The organism is Rhizobium sp. CBN3 (assembly GCF_030518245.1).
In the GTDB taxonomy this organism is placed as follows: domain Bacteria; phylum Pseudomonadota; class Alphaproteobacteria; order Rhizobiales; family Rhizobiaceae; genus Rhizobium; species Rhizobium aethiopicum_A.
The window spans coordinates 382,060-408,346 of the sequence record NZ_JAULSE010000003.1 but is presented as its reverse complement, the minus strand read 5'-3'; the positions used below and the strand labels follow the sequence as shown (position 1 = coordinate 408,346).

At 62.9% G+C, this 26,287-nt stretch carries 21 protein-coding genes and 2 pseudogenes; 19 read left to right on the top strand and 4 right to left on the bottom strand.

The genetic code is table 11. The features are described from left to right. Nucleotides 1–24 precede the first annotated feature (24 nt). Both QWJ46_RS07255 and QWJ46_RS07250 read left to right on the top strand, forming a co-directional pair. Nucleotides 25–486: a nuclear transport factor 2 family protein gene (locus QWJ46_RS07255; protein WP_302750127.1), complete on the top strand. Its 462-nt coding sequence runs from the start codon at nt 25–27 to the stop codon at nt 484–486. Nucleotides 487–506: 20 nt separating this feature from the next. Then, the gene (locus QWJ46_RS07250) at nt 507–1,067 is read left to right on the top strand and encodes a TetR/AcrR family transcriptional regulator (RefSeq protein WP_302750125.1); all 561 of its coding nucleotides are present in this window, start codon (nt 507–509) and stop codon (nt 1,065–1,067) included. A gap of 9 nt (nt 1,068–1,076) precedes the next feature. Here QWJ46_RS07250 and QWJ46_RS07245 read toward each other — a convergent pair whose 3' ends face one another. Next, nucleotides 1,077–1,238, bottom strand: a complete 162-nt coding sequence (locus QWJ46_RS07245) for a hypothetical protein (RefSeq protein ID WP_184458784.1) — start codon at nt 1,236–1,238, stop codon at nt 1,077–1,079. A gap of 157 nt (nt 1,239–1,395) precedes the next feature. On the opposite strand from QWJ46_RS07245, the pseudogene QWJ46_RS07240 reads away from it, so the two are divergent. Further along, nucleotides 1,396–2,090 (top strand): annotated as a pseudogene (locus QWJ46_RS07240) (hypothetical protein). A 13-nt stretch (nt 2,091–2,103) separates the two neighbouring features. Further along, nucleotides 2,104–2,442 carry a Dabb family protein gene (locus QWJ46_RS07235; protein WP_184458782.1) on the top strand — a complete coding sequence of 113 codons (339 nt, stop codon included), beginning with the start codon at nt 2,104–2,106 and terminating at the stop codon, nt 2,440–2,442. 109 nt (nt 2,443–2,551) lie between these two features. Here the strand turns inward: QWJ46_RS07235 and QWJ46_RS07230 are convergent, their stop codons facing one another. Beyond that, nucleotides 2,552–3,775, bottom strand: a complete 1,224-nt coding sequence (locus QWJ46_RS07230; protein ID WP_302750274.1) for an MFS transporter — start codon at nt 3,773–3,775, stop codon at nt 2,552–2,554. A 67-nt stretch (nt 3,776–3,842) separates the two neighbouring features. Here QWJ46_RS07230 and QWJ46_RS07225 point away from each other — a divergent pair, with 67 nt between their 5' ends. The 13 genes and pseudogenes from QWJ46_RS07225 to QWJ46_RS07165 all read left to right on the top strand — a co-directional run bounded on the left by QWJ46_RS07225 (nt 3,843) and on the right by QWJ46_RS07165 (nt 18,587). Beyond that, complete coding sequence (locus tag QWJ46_RS07225; protein ID WP_184458781.1) at nt 3,843–4,235, top strand: hypothetical protein; 393 nt, start codon at nt 3,843–3,845, stop codon at nt 4,233–4,235. A 3-nt stretch (nt 4,236–4,238) separates the two neighbouring features. After that, complete coding sequence (locus QWJ46_RS07220; protein WP_184458780.1) at nt 4,239–4,487, top strand: hypothetical protein; 249 nt, start codon at nt 4,239–4,241, stop codon at nt 4,485–4,487. Between the two features lie 53 nt (nt 4,488–4,540). Next, complete coding sequence (locus QWJ46_RS07215; RefSeq protein ID WP_085777499.1) at nt 4,541–5,212, top strand: response regulator transcription factor; 672 nt, start codon at nt 4,541–4,543, stop codon at nt 5,210–5,212. Further along, complete coding sequence (locus tag QWJ46_RS07210) at nt 5,202–6,605, top strand: HAMP domain-containing sensor histidine kinase (RefSeq protein ID WP_183840761.1); 1,404 nt, start codon at nt 5,202–5,204, stop codon at nt 6,603–6,605. Before QWJ46_RS07215 ends, QWJ46_RS07210 begins: the two co-directional genes overlap by 11 nt. Nucleotides 6,606–6,723: 118 nt before the next feature. Next, the gene (locus QWJ46_RS07205) at nt 6,724–7,149 is read left to right on the top strand and encodes a hypothetical protein (protein ID WP_302750120.1); all 426 of its coding nucleotides are present in this window, start codon (nt 6,724–6,726) and stop codon (nt 7,147–7,149) included. Nucleotides 7,150–7,214: 65 nt separating this feature from the next. Continuing rightward, nucleotides 7,215–8,376, top strand: a pseudogene (ccmI, locus tag QWJ46_RS07200) (c-type cytochrome biogenesis protein CcmI). Further along, nucleotides 8,373–8,855 carry a cytochrome c maturation protein CcmE gene (gene ccmE, locus QWJ46_RS07195; protein WP_302750116.1) on the top strand — a complete coding sequence of 161 codons (483 nt, stop codon included), beginning with the start codon at nt 8,373–8,375 and terminating at the stop codon, nt 8,853–8,855. Before ccmI ends, ccmE begins: the two are co-directional and overlap by 4 nt. Beyond that, nucleotides 8,852–10,846, top strand: coding sequence for a heme lyase CcmF/NrfE family subunit (locus QWJ46_RS07190; protein WP_302750114.1), 1,995 nt, complete (start codon nt 8,852–8,854; stop codon nt 10,844–10,846). The genes ccmE and QWJ46_RS07190 overlap by 4 nt, the downstream gene beginning before the upstream one ends. Nucleotides 10,847–11,025: 179 nt before the next feature. Further along, complete coding sequence (locus QWJ46_RS07185) at nt 11,026–11,487, top strand: cytochrome c-type biogenesis protein (protein WP_302750113.1); 462 nt, start codon at nt 11,026–11,028, stop codon at nt 11,485–11,487. A 178-nt stretch (nt 11,488–11,665) separates the two neighbouring features. After that, entirely contained in the window at nt 11,666–13,267 is a 1,602-nt protein-coding gene (locus QWJ46_RS07180) for a Do family serine endopeptidase (RefSeq protein ID WP_302750112.1), read from the top strand. A gap of 76 nt (nt 13,268–13,343) precedes the next feature. Further along, nucleotides 13,344–14,090 (top strand): response regulator transcription factor, encoded by a 747-nt coding sequence (locus QWJ46_RS07175; protein WP_064706671.1) that lies wholly within the window; start codon nt 13,344–13,346, stop codon nt 14,088–14,090. Then, nucleotides 14,087–15,499, top strand: coding sequence for a HAMP domain-containing sensor histidine kinase (locus tag QWJ46_RS07170; protein WP_302750109.1), 1,413 nt, complete (start codon nt 14,087–14,089; stop codon nt 15,497–15,499). Before QWJ46_RS07175 ends, QWJ46_RS07170 begins: the two co-directional genes overlap by 4 nt. Before the next feature lie 130 nt (nt 15,500–15,629). Further along, nucleotides 15,630–18,587 carry a bifunctional [glutamine synthetase] adenylyltransferase/[glutamine synthetase]-adenylyl-L-tyrosine phosphorylase gene (locus QWJ46_RS07165; protein ID WP_302750107.1) on the top strand — a complete coding sequence of 986 codons (2,958 nt, stop codon included), beginning with the start codon at nt 15,630–15,632 and terminating at the stop codon, nt 18,585–18,587. Here QWJ46_RS07165 and QWJ46_RS07160 read toward each other — a convergent pair. Continuing rightward, complete coding sequence (locus QWJ46_RS07160) at nt 18,584–20,887, bottom strand: PAS domain-containing sensor histidine kinase (RefSeq protein ID WP_184458771.1); 2,304 nt, start codon at nt 20,885–20,887, stop codon at nt 18,584–18,586. The genes QWJ46_RS07165 and QWJ46_RS07160 overlap by 4 nt on opposite strands. A 191-nt stretch (nt 20,888–21,078) precedes the next feature. Continuing rightward, nucleotides 21,079–23,727, bottom strand: a complete 2,649-nt coding sequence (gene pepN, locus QWJ46_RS07155; RefSeq protein WP_302750104.1) for an aminopeptidase N — start codon at nt 23,725–23,727, stop codon at nt 21,079–21,081. 356 nt (nt 23,728–24,083) lie between these two features. Between pepN and QWJ46_RS07150 the strand changes: the two genes are divergently transcribed. Continuing rightward, the gene (locus QWJ46_RS07150) at nt 24,084–25,022 is read left to right on the top strand and encodes a DMT family transporter (RefSeq protein ID WP_184458769.1); all 939 of its coding nucleotides are present in this window, start codon (nt 24,084–24,086) and stop codon (nt 25,020–25,022) included. Nucleotides 25,023–25,249: 227 nt separating this feature from the next. After that, nucleotides 25,250–26,122, top strand: a complete 873-nt coding sequence (locus tag QWJ46_RS07145) for a hypothetical protein (RefSeq protein WP_302750101.1) — start codon at nt 25,250–25,252, stop codon at nt 26,120–26,122. The last annotated feature ends 165 nt before the right edge of the window (nt 26,123–26,287 follow it).

The window sequence follows — 26,287 nt, the reverse complement described above, 5'->3', positions numbered from 1 at the left end:
GACGGATCGGTACAGGAGAAGATCATGTCCAGCCTCGTTCCGCCTTTCACCCTTGAGACCGCCACCAGCAAAGTCCGTCTTGCCGAGGACGGCTGGAACAGCCGTGATCCCGAGCGCGTCTCGCTCGTCTATACGCCGGACAGCCGCTGGCGCAACCGCGCCGAATTCATCACCGGCCGCGTCGAGATTGTCGCTTTCCTTACCCGCAAATGGGCCAAGGAACTGGATTACCGGCTGATCAAGGAAATCTGGGCCTTTACCGATAATCGCATCGCCGTGCGCTTTGCCTATGAATGGCACGATGACAGCGGCAACTGGTTCCGCTCCTACGGCAATGAGAATTGGGAATTCGACGCGACCGGCTTGATGCAGCGCCGTTTTGCCTGCATCAACGATCTGCCGATCCGGGAAACGGAGCGCAAATACCACTGGCCGCTCGGTCGGCGGCCGGACGACCATCCCGGCCTGACCGAGCTCGGCCTCTAGAATAGGATGAACTTGGGCCGGTGAAGACCGTCTATGAACGCGCCGACATCGTACCGGTGTTCGCCGAAACCTTCCGCGAGCTCGGCTATGAGGGCGCTACGCTCAGCCGCATCACCGAACGCACCGGCATCGGCAAGGGCAGCCTTTATCACTTCTTCCCTGGCGGCAAGGAGGAGATGGCCGGCGCAGTGCTCGCCGATATCGATGCCTGGTTCGAACAGGCGATCTATCGGCCGCTGAGGAATGATGACGCCCGTCAGGCGATTGCGGCGATGTGGGTCAATGTCAATGACTACTTTCGCGCCGGCGGCCGCATCTGCCTTGTCGGCGCCTTCGCGCTCGACGACACTCGCGAGCGGTTTTCGTCTGAGATCGCCGATTATTTCATCCGCTGGATCGAGGCGTTGCGTTCGGCGCTGATGCGGGCTGGCTGTGCTGAGACGGAGGCGCAGACGCTTGCTGAGGAAGGCGTCTGCGGCATTCAAGGCGCGCTGGTGCTGTCGCGCGCGCTCAGAGATGGAACGGTCTTCACCCGGTCGCTGAAAACGCTGGCGAACCGGCTTGAGGCTGCGACGCGATGAGGGCAAGCCTTACATCTGCACCGCTTTGCCTGTATCTCTCAGCGCTGGTGTTGAGGCTGCCGGTGCCGGGCGGGTATTCTCGCGCTCAAGGCGAATCTGGCGCCACTCATTTTCCATCTGGTCGACGACATGCTGGGGAATGGTGGTCTGAGTGTTGGCCGGCGTCTGCATCGGAAGTCTCCTCTTGTGGTGGTAAGGCTTCAGGGCGTGAAAAATGCATTGCACAAGACAAAAGGCGTGTAAATCAGGGGCTTAGACACTTCAAACGATTAAGTTTATTTTAATCGATTAAGGCGGTTTTAACCACAAGGTTCAGGGGAAGCGCGGAATGGTTGTCCACATGGACCGGGTATTCTTTTTTGATGCGGTGCGGCAAGAGCTCTTCAAAGGAGAGCTGACTCAGCCTCAGGTGGTGGGTATGACGGCGATTGTCGATGCCTGGGAAAAGCGGTTCGCTGAGGCCGACCGCCGGTGGCTCGCCTATATCCTCGCTACCGCCTTTCATGAGACCGCCTATACGATGCAGCCGGTGCGCGAGACGCTGGCTGAAAGCGATGTGCGCGCGGTCGAGATCCTCGAGGCAGCCTTTGCCGCAGGCCGGCTCTCTTGGGTGAAGACGCCCTACTGGCGGCCGGACGAGGATGGCCGATGCTGGCTCGGGCGCGGCCTGGTGCAGCTCACCCATAAACGGAATTATGAGGCGATGAGCGTGCTGACGGGCATCGATCTGGTTGCCGATCCCGATCGGGCGATGGAAATGGATGCGGCGGTGACGATCCTGATCGAAGGCATGCTGCAGGGCAGCTTTACCGGTCACAAACTTGCCGATCATCTGAATGCGACGACCGAGGATTGGGTCAATGCACGCCGCATCGTCAACGGTACCGACCGGGCCGAGAAGCTCGCGGGTTACGCCATGACCTTCCATGCGGCGCTGCGTCCGGATGCCGCGCAGGGCAGGCCGCGCGGTTGAAGGCTCGCGGCGCGCGTGTTATCGCGCGGGCCAACCCCTCTGGAATCTGACAGGAGCTTCCGCGTGATCCGCCATATCGTCTTCTTCACCGTGCAGGAGGAACATTTGGAGGAGGTGAGGGCGGGTCTTTCGATCCTGACCGCCATTCCATACGCGCGGCTGCTTGAAATCGGCACCAATGTGAAGACCGATCAGCTCGGCACCGAGATTGATTTCGTGGTCTATGGCGAATTCGACGATGAGGCGGCTCTCGCTGCTTATAAGGCGCACCCCGAGTACCAGCGTTCGATCGAGCGCGTGCGCCCGCTCCGGGAAAAGCGCATCGCCGCCGATTACGACAGCCGCACGGCGGTGACGCGGCCGCTAAGCGATCTTCCGGATTCGAGCCGCCCAGTTGAATGAACTTCTGAGCCCCTGAACGCGAGTTTCGAAAAAGCCGCCGCAAGCGATTCAAAAGATTCGCCAAATGCGCCTGTTGATCATGAGCCGGAGAACGGCCTGGATCCATATCTCACGAGGTGGCGGTGCTCGGCTGTGATGCCTGTGCGCCGCGCACCAGCGTCATCAGCATCATCACAAAGGTTAGCGACAATGCCGCGAGCACGGCTGCGGCAAAGAGCGCCGGGCCGGTGCCGGCTCGATCGAGAATGGCGGTGAAGACGACGGGGGCGACGGCATTGGCAAGGTTTTGCGGCAGCGACAATCGGGCCGACTGCAGGCCGAATTCGCGCGGCGAAAACAGGGCGAGCGGCAGAAGCGCGCGGGCGACGGTCATGACGCCGGCGCCGAAGCCGTAGAGCAGGATGAAGCTGACGAGCAGCGGCGTCGAAGGACCGACGATCAGCATCATCAGGAAGCTCGTCAGCATCAGGCCGGTGCCCATAGCAGCGCTGACGATGGGATTGCCGCGCCGGCCGAGCAGCATGTCCAGGAACCGTGCCGAGATCCCGAGAATGCCGCGGGCCGAGCCGAGCTGCAGCGCGAAAGCCGGCGAGGCGCCGGACTGACGGAAGATCTCGAGCAGCGATGGCGAGATGCCGAAGGTGATGAAGGTGGTGATGGTCGTCGAGGTGGCGATCAGCAGAAAGGCCTTGCGCTGCGCCGCCTTCGACAGCGGCACCGGGGCGATGTCGGCCGCGCCGCCGTCGAGCAGGGCCGCGATCGGCCTGGGCAGGGCGAAAAGATGCAGCGGCAGGCATATGAAGAATTGCAGCGCGGCGCAGATGAGGAAAGTCAGGCGCCACCCGAAGGCATCGTTGAGCAGGCTGAGGATCGGCCAGAAGACGGCGCTCGAGAGCCCGGTGAACAGCATCAGGATGGCGATGACGCGCTTGCCGTTTATCCCTTCGCGTTCGACGACGGCAGTATAGGCTGGCGCGGACAGGCCGAGCGCGCCGCCGATGCCGATCACCACCCAGGCGGCGGCATAGAGAATGACGCCGTTTGCGGCAGCAAGCAGCGAGAGACCGAGCGCAAAGGTCAGAGAAGCCGCCGCAAGCACCCGGGCAGCGCCATAACGGGCAAGCCAGCCGCCGGTCATCGGACCGACGACGGCGCTGACCATCATCATGATCGTCAGGCCGGCAAACGCCACCTCGTTCGCAATGCCGAGATCGGGCGCCACGATGCGGCCCATGACCCCGAGCATGTCGAAGGTCGTGCCCCAGCCGATCAGCTGGGTGACGGCGAGGACGGTGACCGTCTGCGCCGAGCGGAAGCGGTAGGAAATGAGCATCGGTGCTGGAACGGCCTGAAATGGAAGCGGCAAAGACATAACAGTTTCGATCGACCGGTGAAAGCAGGTGCCGTCGATTCGGACTGCGGCCCGGCGCTTTTTCTCCGGCGGGAAAAAAGATAGGCCGGTACAATTTCAGGACGACCTGCTGCGCACGGAAGCTGACGATATCGGCCGCCATGCCGCCGCTTTCATCGAAACGCTGTGGCCGAATCGCCAATCACCGCCGACCTGCTCGCAGCGCGATGAAAAAGGCATTGATCCCGCCTGGGGAACGGCATTTGCGGAGCGGGGAAAGCGCCGCCTCCGGCTGCTGCGAGGGCGGCTTCCGTCGGCAGGAATCGACTGTGCCGAACAGGCGAGAACGGTGCTAAATGCCCTGTATTACAGCGCATTCATTTGCCATTCAGGTCGCTTGAGTACATATTCGCAGCAAGTTGGAATTACCTTGAAAGCGTAAGACATGGCCTTTCCTCTGAGCGTCGCAGTAGTGGCCGCCGGACTGGTGGCATCGGCGCCCTCACCGGATGGCGCAGGCGCCCTCGTCCTGCGTGTGGCCGGCGATTGCAGCGCCGCCGCCGCCCAGGTCGTCGAGCAGACGGGCGGGCAGCTCCTGTCCGTGCAACCGGTGGGCGATAGCTGCATCATTACCGTTCTCGTGTCGGGCAATGGCCAGCGTCCACGCAAGGTAACGGTAAAGGTTCCGATGTAAGCGGAATCGGTCTATTCAAACACGATCGATTTGAAGCGGACGAAGGCGGACCGATGCGCATCCTGGTAATCGAAGACGACGTCAACCTGAACCGGCAGCTGACCGACACGCTGAAGGAGGCGGGTTATGTCGTCGACCAGGCGTTCGATGGCGAAGAGGGCCATTTCCTCGGCGACACCGAACCCTATGACGCCATCATCCTCGATATCGGCCTGCCGGAGATGGACGGCGTCACCGTGCTGGAAAAATGGCGCGGCGCCGGCCGCGGCATGCCGGTTTTGATCCTGACGGCGCGCGACCGCTGGAGCGACAAGGTCGCCGGCATTGATGCCGGCGCCGACGACTATGTCACCAAGCCCTTTCACGTCGAGGAAGTTCTGGCGCGCATTCGGGCGTTGATCCGTCGCGCGGCCGGCCATGCCTCCTCCGAGATCGTCTGCGGGCCGGTGCGGCTCGACACCAAATCCTCGAAGGCGACGGTCAACGGCACGACGCTGAAGCTGACCTCGCACGAATATCGCCTGCTCGCCTATCTCATGCATCACATGGGCGAGGTCGTCTCGCGCACCGAGCTCGTCGAGCACATGTACGATCAGGATTTCGACCGCGATTCCAACACGATCGAGGTCTTCGTCGGCCGTCTGCGCAAGAAAATGGGCGTCGACTTGATCGAAACGGTGCGCGGTCTCGGCTATCGCATTCAAGCGCCGAAACATGCGAATTAAGTCGCTCACCGCACGCGTGTTGCTGCTGACCACGGTCTGGTCGACGGTGGCCCTGGTGGTGATCGGCCTGCTGATCTCGACGCTCTACCGCAAGAGCGCCGAACGCGGTTTCCAGGATCTGCTGCGGGCGCAGCTCTATAACGTCATCAATTCCGTGACGATCGGCGATCAGGGGGCGTTGAGCGGCAGCCCGCAGCTCGGTGATCTGCGGTTCGCTCAGCCGAAGACCGGCTGGTATTGGGTGGTGGAGCCGCTCGGCACCTATACGACTGCGCCGTTGGTCTCGCCCTCGCTCGGCTCGGCGCTCATTCCGGTACCCTCCGTCGTCGAGGCGCCTTTCGACAAGAATTACGAGCGCTACTACCAGGTGACGGATGCCTCCGGGAACCGCGTGCAGGTGGCCGAGACCGAAGTGGTGCTCGACACCGACGGGCGCGCGGCGCGCTTCCGCGTCACCGGCAATGTAGACGTCGTCGAAGATGATGTCCGCACCTTTTCCCACAGCCTCTATCTGGCGCTCGCCGGTTTCGGCGTCGGCAGCCTGATCGTCAATGCGCTGGCGATTCTCTACGGCCTGAAGCCCCTCGACAAGGCGCGTGCCGCATTGGAGCGCATTCGCGCCGGCGAGAGCGAGCAGTTAAAGGGCGACTTCCCGCGGGAGATCCTGCCGCTCGCCAACGAGGTGAACGCGCTGATCGACAGCAACCGCCGCATCGTCGAGCGGGCGCGCATGCAGGTCGGCAATCTCGCCCATTCGTTGAAGACGCCGATCGCCGTTCTCCTGAACGAGGCGCGGGTGCTCGAGAAATCCCATGGCGAACTGGTGCGCAGTCAGGCGGAATCGATGCAGGGGCAGGTGCAATCCTATCTCAACCGGGCCCGCATCGCCGCCCAGCGCGAATCCGTGCTCGCCCGCACCGATGCCGAACCGGCGCTGGAGCGGCTGGTGCGCGTCATGCGCCGGCTGAACGTCGATACCGAATTCGATCTCGTCGTCTCGCCGCCGCATCTTGCCGTCGCCATGGAACAGCAGGATCTCGAGGAAACCGTCGGCAACCTCCTGGAAAATGCGGCGCGTTTCGCCAAGAGCAGAGTGCGGCTTTCGGCCGTCGAAGCCGGCGAGGACGTGAAAGGAGCGGAGGCAAGCGTCCGCCGGCGCTGGGTGGAGCTTGCCGTCGAGGATGACGGGCCCGGCCTTGAGCCCGACCAGATCCGCGAAGCGCTGAAGCGTGGCCGCAGGCTCGACGAAAGCAAGCCTGGAACCGGCTTGGGCCTTTCGATCGTCACCGAGATTTCCAACGAATACCAGGGAAGGCTCGAACTGTCCCGCGGCGAATGGGGCGGGTTGAAGGCGAAGCTTATCCTGCCCGGCGTCACAAAGGATGTTGCATGACCAACTGCTTGATGTCACAAGGATAGTGGCAAATGTATAGCATGTTTTGCCACAATGCTGACACGGGGACGCTGCACTTCGATCGGCTGAATTTGACCTCTGATCGTGGTTCGACGCAATGATTCTACGCTCGCAAGGCATGATGGTTTCCATCCTTCTTCTCGCCGTCGCGCTCACCAGCTGCACGACGACGAAGGGCGCTGTTTCGCGCGGCATTTTTTCGAGCAAACCCTCCGCGTCGGCCGCCTTTATCACCGCGCTGCAGGGCGGCATCGTCGGCCGCAGCAGCGTGAGCTTGAGCGATAGCGACAAGCAGCGGGCGCTCGAGGCGGAGTATCGGGCGCTGGAAGGGGCGGCGGTCGGCCAGCCGGTAGTCTGGAGCGGCAAGGACGTCACAGGCAAGGTCGTGGCGGCCGCGCCGTATCAGGTCGGCTCGCAGAATTGCCGGCAATATACCCATACGCTGACCGTCGACGGCAAGGAAACCGTGGCGCGGGGTGCGGCCTGCCGCAACGAGGATGGCAGCTGGTCGCCGCTCGGCTGAGCGTTTTCAGCCTGAATTGCGGCGAATAGCCTCAAATCTTCGTCATTCCGGCTTTGGCAGTTGGAATAGGCGTGCGCTTCACGTATTTGGGCCGATATGCTGTTCTGGATTCTCGTTGCCGTTCTGACGGCAGCCGTCGCCGTCATCCTGCTCTACCCCCTTCTGCGTGGTGCGAAGGCGGCGCAGAACAGTCGCGCCGGCGAGGCGGCAGTCTATCGCGACCAGTTGCGCGAACTCGACCGAGACCTTGCTGGCGGGCTGATCACGCCTGAGGAGGCTGATTACGCCAGGGCCGAAATCGGCCGGCGGCTGATCGCCGTCTCTGCCGGCGAGCCGGAGACGATAGACAAACCCGCACGGCATCATCGTCTCACCGAAGTCTTCGTCCTGTTGATCCTGCCGGCGCTCGGGCTCTGTCTTTATTTGACCACGGGCAGGCCGGATCTGCCGTCGCAGCCGCTGGAAGCGCGGCTGGAAAATCCCGGCGACGATGTGGCGGTGCTGATCGCCAAGGCCGAACGGCATCTGGCTCAGAATCCCGACGACGGCAAGGGCTGGGACGTATTGGCGCCGATCTATTTCCGCACGATGCGGGTGGCCGATGCTGAGGTCGCCTACCGCAACGCGATACGGCTTCTCGGCCCGAGCCCGATCCGGCTCGACGGTCTTGCCGAGACGTTGATGGCGGTCTCCGACGGCGTCGTGACGGAGGAAGCGCGCCAGGCGCTGGAGCAGTCGCTGACGCTGGCGCCCGACAATCCGCGTGCCCGCTTCTACATCGCGCTCAGCATGGAGCAGGCGGGACGAGCCGACGAGGCGCGCCGGGCCTTCGAGGCGCTGGCGCAGCAATCGCCGGCCGATGCGCCCTGGCTGCCGCTGGTCAATGAACATATCGCCAAGAACGGCGGCGCGGTCGCCCCGCCGGCGGCGCCCGGCGGACCGACGTCGGAAGATGTGGCGGCTGCTGAAAACATGAACGTCGGCGACCGTCAGCAGATGATCCGCGGCATGGTTGAAAGCCTCGATGCCAAGCTCAGCGAGGATCCCAATAATTTCGAGGGATGGATGCGGCTCGTCCGCTCTTACGCCGTATTGAACGATAAGAATCGCGCAGCCGACGCCCTGAAGCGCGGGCTGGCCGCCTTTCCGCCGTCCGGCGAGCGGGGCCGGCAATTGCTGGCGCTTGCCAGGGAGCTTGGCATAGCCACGGAGGGAATGACGCAATGACGCGCAAGCAGAAGCGCCTTGCGGTGATCGCCGGCGGGATGAGTTTCATCCTGGCGGCGGTGTTGTTGGTGATGTTCGCCTTCAGCCAATCGGTGGCCTATTTCTACATGCCGGCCGATCTTGCCAAGACGCCGGTGGCGCCGGAGACCCGCATCCGGCTCGGCGGCCTGGTCGGGGCGGGCAGCGTCGTACGCGGCGCCGGCTCGACGGTGGAGTTTTCCGTCACCGACGGCAGCGCCAATGCGGTGAAGGTCAGATATACCGGCATCCTGCCCGATCTGTTCCGCGAGGGCCAGGGGGTGGTCACCGAGGGCATGTTTGCCGCCGGAACGAACATCTTTACCGCCGACACCGTGCTGGCCAAGCATGACGAGACCTATATGCCGAAGGAGGTGGCCGACAAGCTGAAACAGCAGGGGCTGTGGCAGGAAGGCCAAGGGCGAGCAGGCAAGGGGCAGGAGGCCAAAGCGACGCCATGATCATCGAGATCGGCCATTACACTTTGGTGCTGGCGCTGGCGACGGCGCTGATCGTCTCGATCGTGCCGCTGATCGGCGCCCGCCGCCATGATCCGGCGATGATGGATGTGGCGAGCGTCGGTTCGCTTGTCATGTTTGCCCTCGTCGCCTTTGCCTTCGCCGTCCTGACCTATGCCCATGTCGTCTCCGACTTCTCGGTCGAGAACGTTTGGGAGAATTCGCACTCTCTGGTGCCGCTGATCTACAAATATTCCGGCGTCTGGGGCAATCACGAGGGATCGATGATGCTCTGGCTGTTGATCCTGGCGCTGTTCAGCGCCCTGGTCGCGATCTTCGGCGCCAACCTGCCGGAGACGCTGAAGGCCAATGTGCTGGCCGTCCAGGCCTGGATTTCGCTCGCCTTCACCCTGTTCATCCTGTTGACCTCCAATCCCTTCCTGCGGCTCGATCCGGCCCCGGCCGAGGGCCGCGATCTCAATCCGGTGCTGCAGGATATTGGCCTCGCCATCCACCCGCCGCTGCTCTATCTCGGCTATGTCGGCTTTTCCGTCTGCTTCTCCTTTGCCGTGGCGGCTCTCCTGGAAGGCCGGATCGACGCCGCCTGGGCCCGCTGGGTCAGACCCTGGACGCTGGCTGCCTGGACCTGTCTGACGCTTGGCATCGCCATGGGCTCCTACTGGGCCTATTACGAGCTCGGCTGGGGCGGCTGGTGGTTCTGGGATCCGGTGGAGAACGCCTCCTTCATGCCGTGGCTTGCCGGCACGGCGCTCTTACATTCGGCGCTCGTCATGGAAAAGCGCGAGGCGCTGAAGATCTGGACGGTGCTGCTCGCCATTCTGACCTTCTCGCTGTCGCTGATGGGCACCTTCCTGGTGCGCTCCGGCGTGCTGACCTCGGTGCATGCCTTCGCCAGCGATCCCACCCGCGGCGTCTTTATCCTGTCGATCCTCTTGATTTTCATCGGCGGGGCGCTGTCGCTGTTTGCCCTGCGGGCGCCGAAGCTTGCGGCCGGCGGGCTGTTTGCGCCGATCTCGCGAGAAGGCGCTCTCGTCCTCAACAATCTGATCCTGACGGTCGCCTGCGGCACGGTCTTGACCGGCACGCTCTATCCGCTGCTGCTGGAGACGCTGACCGGCGACAAGATCTCGGTCGGGCCGCCCTTCTTCAACCTGACCTTCGGCCTGCTGATGGCGCCGCTGCTCGTCATTGTGCCGTTCGGGCCGCTGCTTTCCTGGAAGCGCGGCGATCTGCTCGGCGCCCTGCAGCGGCTCTATGCCGTAGCCGGCCTCGCCTTCGCCGCCGCTCTGGTCTTCTTCTATCTCCAACATGGCGGGCCGGTGCTCTCGGTGCTCGGGCTGGCGGCCGGGCTGTTCCTGATCTTCGGCGCCATTGCCGATCTCTGGTATCGGGCCGGCATCGGCAAGGTGGCGGGCGCCATCGCCTGGCGCCGCCTGTCGGGCCTGCCGCGCTCGGCCTTCGGCACGGCGCTCGCCCATGCCGGGCTCGGCGTCAGCGTGCTCGGCATCGTCGCCGTCACCACCTTCCAGAGCGAACATGTCGTCGAGATGAAGCCGGGCGCTACGGTCGAAGCCGGCGGCTACAGCCTTGAGTTCGACGGCATGCGGTCGGGCAGGGGACCGAACTATACCGAGGAGCGCGGCCACTTCACCATCCGCCGCGCCGGTGTCACCATTGCCGATACCTGGTCGGCCAAGCGGCTCTATACCGCCCGGCAGATGCCGACGACGGAGGCGGGTATCCTGACCTTCGGCCTCAGCCAGCTCTATGTCTCATTGGGCGACGCCACCAAGGACGGCGGCATTGTCGTGCGCATCTGGTGGAAGCCATTCATCCTCTGCATCTGGGGCGGCGCCTTGATCATGGCCGCCGGCGGCCTCGTCTCGCTCTCCGACCGGCGTCTGCGCGTCGGCGCACCGCGGAGAAAGGCCAAGGCAAAGCCGGCAGCGCCTGTGATGAAGGCGGCGGAATGATGCGCTCGCACCTTTTTTCCGCTTCTCCCCGTCGGGGAGAAGATGCCCGAAGGGCAGATGAGGGGGCCGAGCGCCAGAGCCGCGAGGATTTTGAGCGCAAGCGAAAGGTCGTTATTGCTGCGAGGGATCGCCCCCTCATCCGCCCTGTCGGGCACCTTCTCCCCGAGGGGAGAAGAGGGATGCCGCTTCTCTCCAGGCTTCTCGTCATTCTCTTCCTCCTCTTCGCGCCAGTCCAGGCCTTCGCCGTCAATCCCGATGAGGTGCTGGCCGATCCGGTGCTGGAGGCCCGCGCCCGCGCCCTGTCGGCCGAACTGCGCTGCATGGTCTGCCAGAATCAGTCGATCGACGATTCCAATGCCGAGCTCGCCAAGGATCTCCGCATGCTTGTGCGCGAGCGCATCAGCAACGGCGACAGCGATGAGGCGGTGCTCAACTATATCGTCTCGCGCTACGGCGAATTCGTGCTTCTGAAGCCTCGGCTCAGCGTGAGGACGGTATTGCTCTGGGGCGCCCCGGTGCTGCTGGTCCTTGCCGGCGGCGTGTCGCTGCTCGTTTTTGCGCGCAAGAGGACAGGCCTGCCGACCGGAAGCAAGCTGACGCCGGAAGAGCAGGCGCGGTTGAGCGAGCTTCTGGATAAGTAACGTCTGAATAGCGATCGTTCGTCGCGATGGCTCGGGCTCGCGCAAGCAGAGATCACAAACATTACCAACTTTTCATTGGCCGGACAGTTCGCAGTAAGGTGCGGCGTCCTATATCTTAAGTCATCGACTGATCCGGCGTCGCCGGTCTGAAGATCTAAGAACAAGAGAAGGTGCTCCAATGCTGAAGAATTTCAACGGACGTCCGTCCCTCGCCACTGTGCTCAAGGCTTCTACCGTCGCTGGTATCGCAGCCGCTGTGCTCGCAACCGGCGTTCCGCTCGAAATTACCCGGTCTTACGCTGAAGCGGTCAAGGTTCAGGCCCCCGCCGTCCCGAGCTTCGCCAATGTCGTCGATGCCGTTTCGCCCGCCGTCGTTTCCGTTCGCGTCGAAAACCGCGTCAATCCCGTTGCCGACAACAATGACGGCTTCTCCTTCGATTTCAATGGCCGCGGCTTCGACGATCTGCCCGATGATCACCCGCTGAAGCGATTCTTCCGTCAGTTTGGCCAGGATCCGAACGACCAGCAGGGCCACCAGCGCCGCTTCGGCCAGAACGGCCCCGGTGGTCCGGGCGGGCCGAACGGTCCGGGCGGCAAGGGCCGTCTGCGTCCGGTCGCGCAAGGCTCCGGGTTCTTCATCTCCGAGGATGGCTACATCGTCACCAACAACCATGTTGTTTCCGACGGCCAGGCCTTCGTCGCCGTCATGAATGACGGCACCGAACTCGACGCCAAGCTGATCGGCAAGGATCCGCGCACCGACCTCGCCGTGCTGAAGGTCGACGGCAAGGGCAAGAAGTTCACCTATGTCAACTGGGCCGACGACAACAATGTCCGGGTCGGCGACTGGGTCGTCGCCGTCGGCAACCCCTTCGGTCTCGGCGGCACCGTCACCGCCGGCATCATCTCGGCCCGCGGCCGCGATATCGGTTCCGGTCCCTATGACGATTACCTGCAGGTGGATGCGGCCGTGAACCGCGGCAACTCCGGCGGTCCGACTTTCAACCTCAATGGCGAAGTCGTCGGCATCAATACCGCGATCTTCTCGCCGTCGGGCGGCAGCGTCGGTATCGCCTTCGCCATTCCGGCCTCGACTGCCAAGGATGTCGTCGCCGACCTGATGAAGGATGGCCAGGTATCCCGCGGCTGGTTGGGCGTCCAGATCCAGCCGGTGACCAAGGATATCGCCGAGTCCATCGGCCTTTCGGAGCCGAGCGGCGCTCTCGTTGTCGCCCCGCAGCCCGGCTCGCCGGGTGACAAAGCCGGCATGAAGGCCGGTGACGTCGTCACGGCACTGAATGGCGAAACCATCAAGGATGCCCGTGAGCTCAGCCGCCGCATCGGTGCGATGCAGCCGGGCAGCAAGGCCGAGCTTTCGGTCTGGCGCGCCGGCAAGGCCCAGTCGCTCACGGTCGAACTCGGCACGCTGCCGGCCGATCAGAAGGATGCCAATGCCGATGACAACAACAATCAGCCGCAGCAGCCTGAGGCACCGGCTTCCGAGAAGGCGCTTGCCGATCTCGGTCTGACCGTCGGCCCATCCGATGACGGCAAGGGCCTGGCGATCACCGGCATCGATCCCGACTCCGATGCCGCCGACAAGGGCATCAAGGAAGGCGAAAAGATCACCTCGGTCAACAATCAGGAGGTCTCCACCGCCGCCGATGTCGTTAAGGTGCTGAACCAGGCCAAGAAGGACGGCCGCACCCGCGCCCTGTTCCAGATCCAGTCCAGCGAAGGAAGCCGTTTCGTCGCGCTTCCGATCAACGGCCAGGGCTGATCCGCAAAGAAAATCGGAGCCGTGCGGACCAAGGTCCGCGCGGCTCGTTTCTTCTGACCTTTCAAGGATGATCGCGATGAGCGCCGCCCCGCAGCAAGATGCTTTGAGCCTTGCCGAAACGCAGCCGGTGGGTAATGTCGGCCGCATGAAGATTCTCATCATCGAAGATGATCTCGAAGCCGCGGCCTACCTCACGAAAGCCTTTCGCGAGGCGGGCATCGTCGCCGATCACGCCAGCGACGGCGAGGCCGGCTTGTTCATGGGATCGGAGAACACCTACGACGTTATCGTCATCGACCGCATGCTGCCGCGCCGGGACGGACTTTCGGTCATCAGCGAATTGCGCCGCAAGGGCATCCATACGCCGGTCCTCATCCTTTCGGCGCTCGGCCAGGTCGATGACCGTGTCACCGGCCTTCGTGCCGGCGGCGACGATTACCTGCCGAAGCCCTATGCCTTCAGTGAGTTGCTGGCGCGCGTCGAAGTGCTCGGCCGCCGCAAGGGCACGCCGGAACAGGACGTCGTCTATCGCGTCGGCGACCTGGAACTCGACCGGCTCTCCCACGAGGTCCGACGCGGCGGCAAGGAAATCCCGCTACAGCCGCGCGAGTTCCGCCTGCTCGAATATCTGATGAAGAATGCCGGCCAGGTGGTCACCCGCACGATGCTGCTCGAAAATGTCTGGGACTATCACTTCGACCCGCAGACCAACGTCATCGACGTCCATGTCTCGCGCCTGCGCTCGAAGATCGAGAAGGACTTCAGCCAGCCGCTCCTCAAAACCATCCGGGGTGCGGGGTATATGATCAAGGATGAGGGATGAGCCGCTTCAGGGTTCTCTTCAAGTCCACTGCAGTCCGCCTCTCGGCACTCTACATTCTGCTATTCGCCATCTGCGCCGCGACGCTCGTCTTTTATGTGACGGCGATGTCGGAACGGCTGCTGACAGGCCAGATTCGCGACGCCGTCCGGCAGGAGGTGGAGCAGGTGCAGCGCGCCTATGACACCGGCGGCATGAACCTCCTGCTGCGCACGATGGAGCGGCGTGCCCGCCAGCCCGGGGCCAATCTCTATATCATCGCCGGTCCCTCGGGGGATATCCTCGCCGGCAACGTCGCCTCGGTGCAGCCGGGTGTCTTCGAGGAGGTCGGCTGGACCTCGGCTCCCTTCGCTTATCAGCGTTATACAGACGGTGGCGGCGTCGAGCGCCGGCACAAGGCGATCGCCAACATTTTCGTGCTCGACAACGGCTTAAGAATTCTGGTCGGCCGAGACCTCGGCGATCCCGAGCGTTTCCGCCTGCTAGTACGCCAGGCGTTGATGGTGGCTTTGGCGATCATGGGGCTCGGCGCGATCATCATCTGGTTCGGCATCGGCCGCAACGCACTGAAACGGATCGACCGCATGTCGGATGCGAGCAAGAAGATCATGGCAGGCGATCTGTCGCAGCGTCTGCCGGTCGGCGGATCGGGCGACGAATTCGACCGGCTGTCTATGTCGCTGAACACCATGCTCGAACGCATAGAGAAGCTGAATGAAGGCTTGCGGCAGGTTTCCGACAACATCGCCCATGATCTCAAGACCCCGCTGACACGGCTGCGCAACAAGGCCGCCGATGCGCTTGATATGACGGATGGCGATACGCGTCGCGTCGCCCTCGAAGGCATTATTAGCGAATCGGATCAGCTGATCCGCACCTTCAACGCCCTGCTGATGATCTCCCGCGTGGAGGCCGGGTCGGTCGCGGCGGAGATGTCGCCGGTCGAGCTTTCGGCCATCGTTTCCGACAGCGCCGAGCTTTACGAACCGGCGGCGGAGGAGGCCGGTCTCGGCCTCAGCGCCAGCGTCGAGCCGGGCATCGAGGTGCAGGGCAATCGCGAGTTGATCGGCCAGGCGATCTTCAATCTGCTCGACAATGCGATCAAATATTCCTCCGATACGGCAGGGGCGGGCGAAGTGTCGCTCAAGCTTGCCCGCCATCCGGACGGCATCTGCCTGTCGGTGGCCGACCACGGGCCTGGCATTCCGGCCGACCGGCGCGACGATGTGGTGAAGCGCTTCGTTCGCCTCGACGAGAGCCGTTCGAAGCCAGGCACAGGGCTTGGACTTTCGCTGGTGGAAGCAGTGATGGAGCTGCATAACGGCCGGCTGGAGCTCTCCGACACCAATCCCGAAAAGCCCGAACAGCGCGGACTGACCGTCAGCATGATCTTCCCGACCAAGGCTGCCTGAAGTCCCGAATTACGATAGGCTGAATCGCGTATTGGCGGTTTTCCGCCAGGACCCTAAGTTAAACTCGGAACGAAGGCAGTGACCGCGATTCCGGTGATCGCCACTTCTTTTGCCGAGCCAGGGAGAGCGCATGCTGACGAAATCGACGCATGGCCTGAAGGATGTCGCCGAAGGGCTGCTGCGTCCGTTGAGCCAGACCGAGCTGAAGCTGGCGCTGACCGATCTTCAGGAGGCGGGCAAAAGCGAACCGTCGGTTGCGGCGATGCTGAAGACGGAAGGGCGGCTGCGCGATTTCATCGCCGCCGTGCTGTCGCTGTCGCCCTACCTGCGTGAAATTGTCAATCTCGATCCCGCCATCCTCGCCGGCGCCATCAGTGAACCGTTGGAGCCGCAGATCGAGGCGCTGATCGCCGAGGCGCGGGGCTGCTGGCGGCCGGACAGCGAGGGCGCCGCACCCGCGGAATCTGTGGTGATGAGCAGGCTGCGCATCATCAAGCGCAAGGCTGCTTTCCTCGTTGCCGTTGCCGATCTCTCGCGCATCTTCGACGGACGAGCGACGACGGCCTTTCTCAGCAGGCTTGCCGAAGCGTCGGTCGCGGCCGCGATCGACCATCTGCTGCTTTCGGCGCATGAGGGCGGCAAGCTCAGGCTGCGCGATCCGGCGCAGCCAAGCGAGGGCTCGGGCCTGATCGTGCTCGGCATGGGCAAGCTCGGCGCGTCCGAACTCAACTATTCCTCCGATATCGATCTCGTCGTCTTCTTCGACGAAGAAGCCGGAATCGTGCCCGACCCGGGTGATGCGATCGAGATCTTTCCCAGGATGATGCGCCGGCTGGTGCGCATCCTGCAGGAGCGTACCGCGGACGGTTACGTCTTCCGCACCGATCTCAGATTGCGCCCGGATCCCGGCTCGACGCCGCTGGCGATCTCCGTCGACGCGGCGATGATCTATTACGAGGGCAGGGGCCAGAACTGGGAACGGGCGGCCTTCATCAAGGCGCGCGCCGTGGCCGGAGACCTTGCGGCCGGCGGCGAGTTCCTGCGCGGGCTCGGTCCTTTCGTCTTCCGCAAATATCTCGATTACGCGGCAATCGCCGATATCCATTCGATCAAGCGGCAGATCCACGCTCACAAGGGCCATGGTGCGATCGCGGTCAAGGGCCATAATGTCAAGCTCGGCCGCGGCGGAATCCGCGAGATCGAATTCTTTGTCCAGACGCAGCAGCTGATCGCCGGCGGCCGCATGCCGGCGCTGCGCGGCCGGGCGACGGAGGAGACGCTCGGCGAACTCACCAAGGCGAAATGGATCGATGAGCAGACACGCGACGAGTTGACGGAGGCCTATTGGTTCCTGCGTGACGTCGAGCATCGCATCCAGATGGTCCGCGACGAGCAGACTCACCTTCTGCCGGAGACCGATGCCGACCTGAAGCGCATCGCATTCATGATGGGCTTTTCCGACATGCCGACCTTCTCCGAAAGGCTGGTCGGCGTGCTGAAGACGGTGGAGCGTCGTTATGCTCGCCTTTTCGAACAGGAGACCAGGCTTTCGACCGAAACCGGAAACCTCGTCTTCACCGGCCAGGGCGACGACCCGGACACGCTGGAGACGCTGAAGAAGCTTGGTTTCACCAGGCCATCCGACATTTCCCGGGTCATCCGCACCTGGCATTATGGTCGCTATCGCGCGACGCAATCGGTGGAGGCGCGCGAAAGGCTGACGGAGCTGACGCCCGAGCTGCTGCGCGTCTTCGGCGAAAGCAAGCGCGCCGATGAGGCGCTGCTGCGCTTCGACAGCTTCATCTCGGGCCTTCCCGCCGGCATCCAGCTCTTCTCACTGCTCGGCAGCAATCCGGCGCTCCTGTCGCTGATCGTCAACATCATGTCCTCAGCACCCCGCTTGGCCGAGGTGATCGCCGCCAGGCCGCATGTCTTCGACGGCATGCTCGACCCCGGCCTGATGGCCGAGCTGCCGACGCGCGACTATCTCGGCGAACGCCTGAAGGGCTCGCTCGTCCAGGCGCGCCATTATGAGGAGGTGCTCGACCGGCTGCGCATCTTCGCCGCCGAACAGCGCTTCCTGATCGGCATCCGCCTGCTCACCGGCGCAATCAATGGGGCAATGGCCGCTCGCGCCTTCACCCATCTCGCCGACCTCATCATCGCAGCCGCACTCGATGCCGTGACGAGCGAGATGCGGGCCGCACATGGCGATTATCCCGGCGGCCGCATCGCCATATCAGGCATGGGCAAGCTCGGCAGCTTCGAGCTGACGGCAGGTTCCGACATCGATCTGATCCTGCTCTATGATTATGACGACGCGGCGTCGGAATCCGATGGGCCGAAGCCGCTCGATGCGACGCGTTATTTCACCCGCATTACCCAGCGACTGATCGCCGCGTTGTCGGCGCCGACCGCCGAGGGCGTGCTTTATGAGGTCGACATGCGGCTGCGCCCGTCCGGCAACAAGGGCCCGGTCGCCACCCGCATCAATGCCTTCGGCAAGTACCAGCGCGAGGAGGCCTGGACCTGGGAGCATATGGCGCTCAGCCGCGCCCGGCTGATTTCGGGCGATGAAAGCCTGATCGCCGAGGCGGAACATATCATCCGCGAGGTGCTGACTTCAGATCGCGACATCGCCAAGGTGGCGCATGACGTCGCCGAGATGCGCGAACTGATCGACAAGGAAAAGCCGCCCTCCGGCCCATGGGACTTGAAGCAGATCCCCGGCGGCGTCATCGATCTCGAATTCATTGCCCAATATCTGGCGTTGATCGCGCCAACCAGGGGCGTCGGCATTGCCTTGAACGGCAAGAGCACCGGCGAGGCTCTTAAGCTGCTCGGCGACCGGCTGATGTCGGCAGCTGACCTCGACACATGCCTCGAAGCCTTCGCGCTCTACACCAGTCTTTCACAGCTGATCCGGCTCTGCATCGAGAGCGACTTCGACCCGAACGACGCGCCTGCTGGCCTCATCGAGCTCGTCTGCCGTGCCGGCGACTGCCCTGACATCAGAACACTTGAGGGAGAGGTGAAGCGGCTTTCGAAAGCAGTGAGAAAGATATTCGTCAATACCGTGAAAGCTTAGACATCATCCGGAATACGCAGCGAGATCACTGTCCCGACTGCTTCGCGTGAGCGGATCTTCATGCGCCCACCATGCAGCGAAGTCAGTGAGCGGGAGATGGCAAGTCCGAGGCCGGAGCCGCCCTTGCTCTTGGCGTACTGGCTCTGCACCTGCTCGAAGGGCTGACCGATCTTCGACAGCGCCGAGCGCGGGATGCCGATGCCTGTATCGGCGATGGTGACGACGACGGCGCCGTCGACGCGGCGCGTGCGCAAGGCGATGCGGCCGCCATCGTCGGTGAATTTCACCGCATTGGAGAGCAGGTTGAGCAGCACCTGTTTCATCGCCCGGCGGTCGGCCGTCAGCGTCAGGCCCGACGAGATGCGCTGTTCGATGACGATGTTCTTTTCGGCCGCCGGAATGGCGGTGAAACGCAGGCTTTCCTCGATCAGCGGCACGAGGTCGATGCGCTCGCGGTGCAGCTTCAGGTGGCCGGCCTCGATCTTCGACATGTCGAGAATGTCACTGATGACGTTGAGCAGATGTTTGCCGCTGTCATGGATATCGCGGGCATATTCGTCGTATTTCAGCGAGCCGAGCGGCCCGAACATCTGGTTCTGCAGAATCTCGGAGAAGCCGAGGATGGCGTTGAGCGGGGTGCGCAGCTCATGCGACATGTTGGCGAGGAATTCCGACTTCGCCTTGTTGGCGGCCTCGGCGCGTTCCTTCTCCGCCTGATAATTGGCGTTGGCCGTCGAGAGCTCGGCCTTCTGGAGCTCCAGCGTCTGGCGCGAGGCGGAGAGATCGCCGATCGTCGCCATCAGCCGGCGTTCGGATTCCCGCAGCCGCTCCTGATGCCGTTTCATCAGCGTGATATCGGTACCCACCGAAACGCGGCCGCCGTCGCGCGTGCGCCGTTCATTGATCTGTAGCCAGCGCTCGTCGGCAAGCTGCACCTCCGTCGTGCGCCCCGAGCCGTCGGCATCGGCGACCCGCCGCTCGATGACCGGGCGGGCGGCGGCGGCATTGACGATCGAGCGTTCGGTGCCGGGCACCAGCACGCTGTCCGGCAGGCCGTAGGCTTCCTGGAAATGCGTGTTACACATGACGAGCCGGTCGTTCTTGTCCCAGAGCACGAAGGCTTCCGAGGTGCATTCGATGGCGTCGGCGAGCCGCTGGTCGGCTTCGGCATAGCGCTGGGCGAGCCGGTGTTGTTCGGTGACATCCATGGCGATGCCGATCAGGTGCATGCGGCCGGAATTGCTGCGGATCACCTGGGCGCGGGCGCGCATCCAGACATAGTGGCCGCCGGCATGGCGCATGCGGAAGATCTGGTCGACCTGGCCGGAATGGCCGTTGGCGATGGCGCGTGCGATCTCGTAGAGACCGCCATCATCCGGATGCATCAGCCGCGCGGCTTCGCCGAAGCCCAGCGTCTTGTCCGAACCCGGCAGGCCGAGCATGTCGTACATCGAGCGCGACCAGAAGAATTCGCGGTTCTCGAAGTCGAAATCCCAGAGGCCGCAGCGGCCGCGCGACAGCGCCGTCTCGACGCGCAGGTTCGATTCCAGGAAGATATCGTCGGCGTCGCGGGCGCGTTTCACCTGGGTGTAATAGGCGTAGAGGATGACGAGCAGGATCGACGATATGCCCGCAAACAGCGTGACGTTGAGCGCCAGTTCCTCGCGCCAGACCTGGCTGATCTCCTCAAGCGAGGTGGCGGCAACGATATAGCCCCCGGCATTGCCCATCAAAGTGATCTCGGCATAGTGCGGCACGCCGCCGATCGTGGTCTCGATGACGCCGGCCCGATCGCCGAAACGCCGGATCGCCGAAACCTCCGGGAAAAAATCGCCGACATTGCTGCCGACATGCGAAAGCCCGGCGGTCGTTGCGGCGAAAACCTTGCCGCTGGCCTGCACCAGCAGCACGAAAGCGCCACTGTCCAGCCGGTCCTGCGGCAGGTACTTGGTGAGGCGCGTCTGCGCCTGGCCGATATCGCCGCTGTCGAAGATCTGGGCCGCATCGGCAAACACGGCCGAGGCAGTCGCCGCCGAGAGCGCTGTGGCATGGCGGGCGGAAGCCTCCAGCCGGGCATATTCATTCATCATGCCGAAGAAATGCGAGGCGGCGACGACGGAGAGGAAGGCAATGATCAGCGCCGGAATGGTGCGCTTCAAGACGAGCTCCGCCTTCGGCAGATGACGAAGGAGCGGTTCCGATGTCGCATGACCGGAAAGGCTGTTTCGCCAGGCTTTCAGCCCGTCAAAATCGACACGCAGCCGTCCTCCGGCCACGGTTGCCCGCCGCACGTTCATCATCTCTTCGCCTTGTCCCTCGTGTGATTCGCGCGCCGCTCGCTCGAACCTGACATAGAGAATCACGGGTGATTCGCCTTGTCCAGAGGCAAAGGTAAAAATCCGTTAACTATCTAAATTTCTGTATTTTTTGCGCTATTCGAATCAGCGGTCCGGCCGGCCGTCACGTCCTGCGCGGCGGCCGGTTCGGCAAATCACCCTTTAAGCGTGCGCTCGACGATATCGCGGACGTCAGTGGAAAGGTTGGGCGCCTGTTCGATCCTGCTCAATGCGGCGCGGGCGTGATTGGCGCGCGTCGGCTCCAGCGAGCGCCAGGAGCGCATCGAGGTCAGAATGCGGGCGGCAAGCTGGGGGTTGCGCTCGTCGATTTCGAGAATTTCGCCCGCGAGGAAATGATAGCCTTCGCCGTCGGCACGGCCGAAGCCCGTCGGATTGGCAAAGGCAAAAGTGCCGACCAGCGCCCGCATTCTGTTCGGATTGGTCCGCCTGAAGAGCGAATTCTCCATCAGGGCGCGCACCCGTTCCAGGGTCTTGGCGCCTGGAATGCCGGCCTGAATGGAGAACCATTTGTCGATGACGAGCGCGTTTTCTGCGAAGCGGTCGCGGAAGGCGGCAAGCGCCTGACCCGTCTCGGCACTCTCGGGAAAATGATGAGCGAGAAGCGTCAGCGCATGGCTGAGATCGGTCATATTGTTGGCCGCGTCGAAGGCGGCCTTGGCGCGAACCGGTGTCTGCTCGGCATAGGAGAGGTAGGTGAGGGCGCTATTGCGCAGCGCGCGCAGGCCGGCGCTTTTGGCATCCGGGCTGAAATTGCCTGATCTCGTCATTGCAGCGTAGAGGTCGGCAAAGATGCTCTTTCCGGCATCGGCGATCTGTTTCAGGATCGCCTGCCGGCCGGCATGGATGGCGTCGGGATCGTTATTGCCGCCGAGTTCGCGGGCAATATCGGATTCGCTCGGCAGAGCCAGCGCCTGGGCGCGGAAGGCGGGCTCGAGGCTCTCGTCGGCGGCAGCCGCAATCAGCGTCTCGACGAAGGTCGCCTCGCAGGCGACAGGCTTGCCCTCACGCGCATCGCGGGCAGCTTTGAGAAGGTTCGGCAGCGCCAGATCGGTCAGCGCCTGCCAGCGGGCGAAGTGATCCGTCTCATAACGGGCGAGGCGGGCAAGATCGGCCGGGCTCTGATCGAAATGCAGGTTGATCGGCGCCGAGAAGCTGCGGTTGATCGAGACGACCGGGCGCGAGCCGATGCCGTGGAATATCGCCGTCTGTGCGCGGTCGGTGAGGTGCAGCACCTCGCCGGAATATTCCGCTCCGCTGACCGAGCTCGGCTCGATCTTGCCGCCGTTTTCGCCGAAGAGTGCGAGGCTGAGCGGAATATGCATCGGTTCCTTGCTCGACTGGCCGGGTGTTGCCGGGACCATCTGCTCGAGCGACAGGGTGAAGGTGCCGGCAGCCGGATCATAGCCGCCCGATGCGGTGACGAGCGGCGTGCCGGCCTGATGGTACCAGAGCGAGAATTGCGTGAGGTCGCGCCCGCTCGCATCCTCGAAACATTTGACGAAATCCTCGATCGTCACGGCCTGGCCGTCATGGCGGTCGAAATAGAGGTCCATGCCCTTATTGAAGTCGTCTTTGCCGATGAGCGTCGCGATCATCCGCGTGACTTCGCTGCCCTTTTCGTAGACAGTCCGCGTGTAGAAATTGTTGATCTCGCGATATGTCGTCGGCCGCACCGGATGGGCCAGAGGGCCGCCATCCTCCGGAAACTGCTCGGATTTCAGGTGGCGCACATCGGCGATGCGCTTGACCGGGCGCGAGCGCTGATCGGAGGAAAATTCCTGGTCGCGATAGACCGTCAGGCCTTCCTTGAGGCACAGCTGGAACCAGTCGCGGCAGGTGATGCGGTTGCCGGTCCAATTGTGGAAATATTCATGCGCTATGACCGCTTCGATATTGGCGTAGTCGGCATCGGTCGCGGTCTCGGGATCGGCAAGGACATATCTGTCGTTGAAGACGTTGAGCCCCTTGTTCTCCATCGCCCCCATGTTGAAGTCGGAGACGGCGACGATCATGAAGATGTCGAGATCATATTCGCGCCCGAACCGCTCTTCGTCCCACTTCATCGAGCGCTTCAGCGCATCCATAGCATAGGCTGCGCGGGGCTCCTTGCCGTGTTCGACATAGATCTTCAGCACCACTTCGCGGCCGGACATGGTGGTGAAGGTATCTTCGACGACGCCGAGATCGCCGGCGACCAGCGCAAAGAGATAGCTTGGCTTCGGATGCGGATCGAACCAGGCGGCGAAATGCTTGCCGGGGCCGTAGCCGGCGCCGCCGAGGAAGTTGCCGTTCGACAGCAGCAGCGGGTTGGCGTCCTTCTCGGCGATGATGTTGACCGTGAACGGAGCAAGCACGTCGGGCCGGTCGGGGAAATAGGTGATGCGGCGGAAGCCCTCCGCCTCGCACTGCGTGCAGTAGATGTCGCCGGTGCGGTAAAGGCCCATCAGCTGGGTATTGGCTTCAGGATTGATGATCGTGGTGATCGTCAGCTCGAAAGGAGCGCTCTCCGGCAGGTCGCGCACCGTCAGGCTTTCCGGCGTCGCGTCATAACGTGAAGGGTCAAGCTCCACCTGGTCGAACAGCAGCCCCGCCAGCGTCAGCTCGTCGCCGTCAAGCACGATCGGCGCGGCAATGTCGGCGCCCGGACGCCGATGAAAGATGAGACGCGCTTCGACCTTCGTCTCCGTCGGATCAAGTTCGAATGTCAGGTCCACGCGTTCCAGCACGAAGTCGGTGGGACGGTAATCTGCCAGATGAATGACCTGGCCGGTATCTGTTCGCATGGTGTTTCCTGAAGACCGTTATTTGACAACCGCGGATACAGAGGCGGGCGCACTCTGCCTAAATTGCCGGGCATGATTACATTAAAGTCTGAACTAAAGTTAAAGCAAACTGCTGGCAAACGCGAAGTTCGCAGGCAAAATATAAGCGGATAGACGTGGCTGTCGGCCGAAAGGCGCTATATCGGATCGAGCGCCGCAAGCGCCGCTCTCCCGCCTGACCGGTCGGATTGGATGCGAAAAGCGATAAATTTTCGCCCATCTCGATTTTCTTTAGCTACGATGACAGACGTCACTCGCCGCGTCCCCGAGTCGGACGCGTCTCCCCGTCCTGTTAAGTCAGCATCAGAGCCAGGATCATGCACTCGGTTCTCAGAAACCCGATGAGAGGCATTGCGCTGAAAGTCTCGTCGGTCGTGGTCTTCCTGGCCATGCAGACCTTCATCAAGCTGGCCGGCCCGGATATCCCGCCGGGCCAGGTCACCTTCTGCAGGTCCTTCTTCGCGCTCTTCCCGATCATGGCCTATCTCGCCTATATCGGCCAGCTGCGCGCCGCCTTCCACACCGCCAACCCGGTCGGCCACCTGAAGCGCGGCACGATCGGCATCCTGTCGATGGCTTTCGGTTTTTACGGACTGCTGCATCTGCCGCTGCCGGAGGCGATCGCGCTCGGCTACGCCTTGCCGCTCGTCGCCGTTATCTTCGCTGCGGTTTTTCTCGGCGAGACCGTGCGCATCTATCGCTGGAGCGCCGTCCTCGTCGGCATCGTCGGTGTCGCTATCGTCTCCTGGCCGAAACTGACGCTGTTGCGCGACGGCGGCATGCAAGCCGAACAGGCCCTCGGCGCGCTTTGCGTGCTGCTCTCGGCCGTTCTCGGCGGCATGGCGATGATCCAGGTGCGTCGTCTCGTCGAGGAGGAGAAGACTGCGACGATCGTTTTGTATTTTTCGCTCACCGCGTCGGTCTTCTCGCTGGCTTCCCTTCCTTTCGGCTGGCTCGTCCTGCCATGGTCGTCGGCGCTTTATCTGGTCGCTGCCGGCTTTTGCGGTGGCGTTGCCCAGATTCTGCTGACGGAAAGCTACCGCCATGCCGATGTCTCCACCATCGCGCCGTTCGAATATACCTCGATCCTGCTCGGCGGTATCGTCGGCTACTTCGTGTTCGGCGATGTGCCGACCGTCACCATGCTGATCGGTACCGTCATCGTCGTTGCTGCCGGTATCTTCATCATTTATCGCGAGCATCAGCTGGGCATCGAACAGCGAGAGGCGCGCAAGGCGACGACGCCGCAAGCCTGAGGTTCCGACCGGCCTATTTAACGCAGAGATTGCCGTCGTGCGCGGCTTGCTTCCGGTGAGCGAAAAGAATGGCGAATTCTTGGGATGGCGTCGACCTGCGGAATGTGGTTGTTGAACATGAGAAACTATCATTTATTCAATGCTATGCATGTCTGAATGAGCCGGTTTGCGGCTTCGATATTACTGCTCCGAACGCTGGCCTGCGAGCGGAGATGGAGAAAAGCATAATGGCGTTCACGGCGGAGCAATTGGCGGGGAACTGCTCCTTTTTGATGAGCATCCGCTTTCTGGCTGGGCAGACGCGCGGCATGTTCGACGCCGGTCCGCGTTTGGCGCGACTGCTCGCCTCCCATCAGCGCTGGCTCCTGACTCAGACCGCCTATGCGCTTCACCTGGAATATGATCCGCGCGACCCGACGTCGGGTTTCACCGCCGTTCGGCTGACCGGTCGCATCACCGCACACAAGGTGGCGAGCCGTAACACCGTGCTCGCCTTCATCGAAGAACTCTATACCTACCGCTTCATCACCCACACGCCTGGTGACGAGCGGCGCCGGCCACGACATTTCGAACCGGCCAATGTCAGCCACCAGGCGATGTTTGGCTGGATCCACGCCAATCTGGCCGCTCTCGACCTGCTCGATGGCGGCGAAAGGGCGACCTTTTTCCAGGCAAATCCAGCATTGATGAAGCTCGTTCAGCCGCGCATTGCCCGCCATTGCCTGGAAGATGCCGCCTGGCGGGAGCCGCCGGAGCAGGTGGCACAGTTTCTCTGGACGGAAGCCGGCGGCCTCGTCGTCGACAACTTCATCAGCCGAATGGATATCGAGAACACCGAGTCCGACAGGTTTGTCGTCGGCCGCGTCGAAACCCGCGCGCTCGCCGCCGATTTCATGATGTCGCGCACGCACCTGCAGAGGCTCTTGGCAAAGGCGGCGCAGCGCGGCTGCGTCGGCTGGCATGACGAGCCGCGCAAGACGCGGCTCTGGATATCGCGGGATTTTGTCGAAGAATATTGCGCCTGGCAGGCCGTCAAGTTCGCCTATGTCGACGAAGCCTTCGAATGGGCGAAAGCCCGGATCGAAGAGATGGCAGTCTGATCAGAGAACGATCGCCGCTGCACCCGCGCCAAGATCCGAGGCGGAATCGGCAGGCCTGACCGACAGCTCGCGCTCATATTCCCGCGGCGCAGACCGCGACGCGGATATGTTCGAAGGTTTCGATGTTGCGCAGAAGCGATAGCAGGATCGTCGACATGGTGGCTT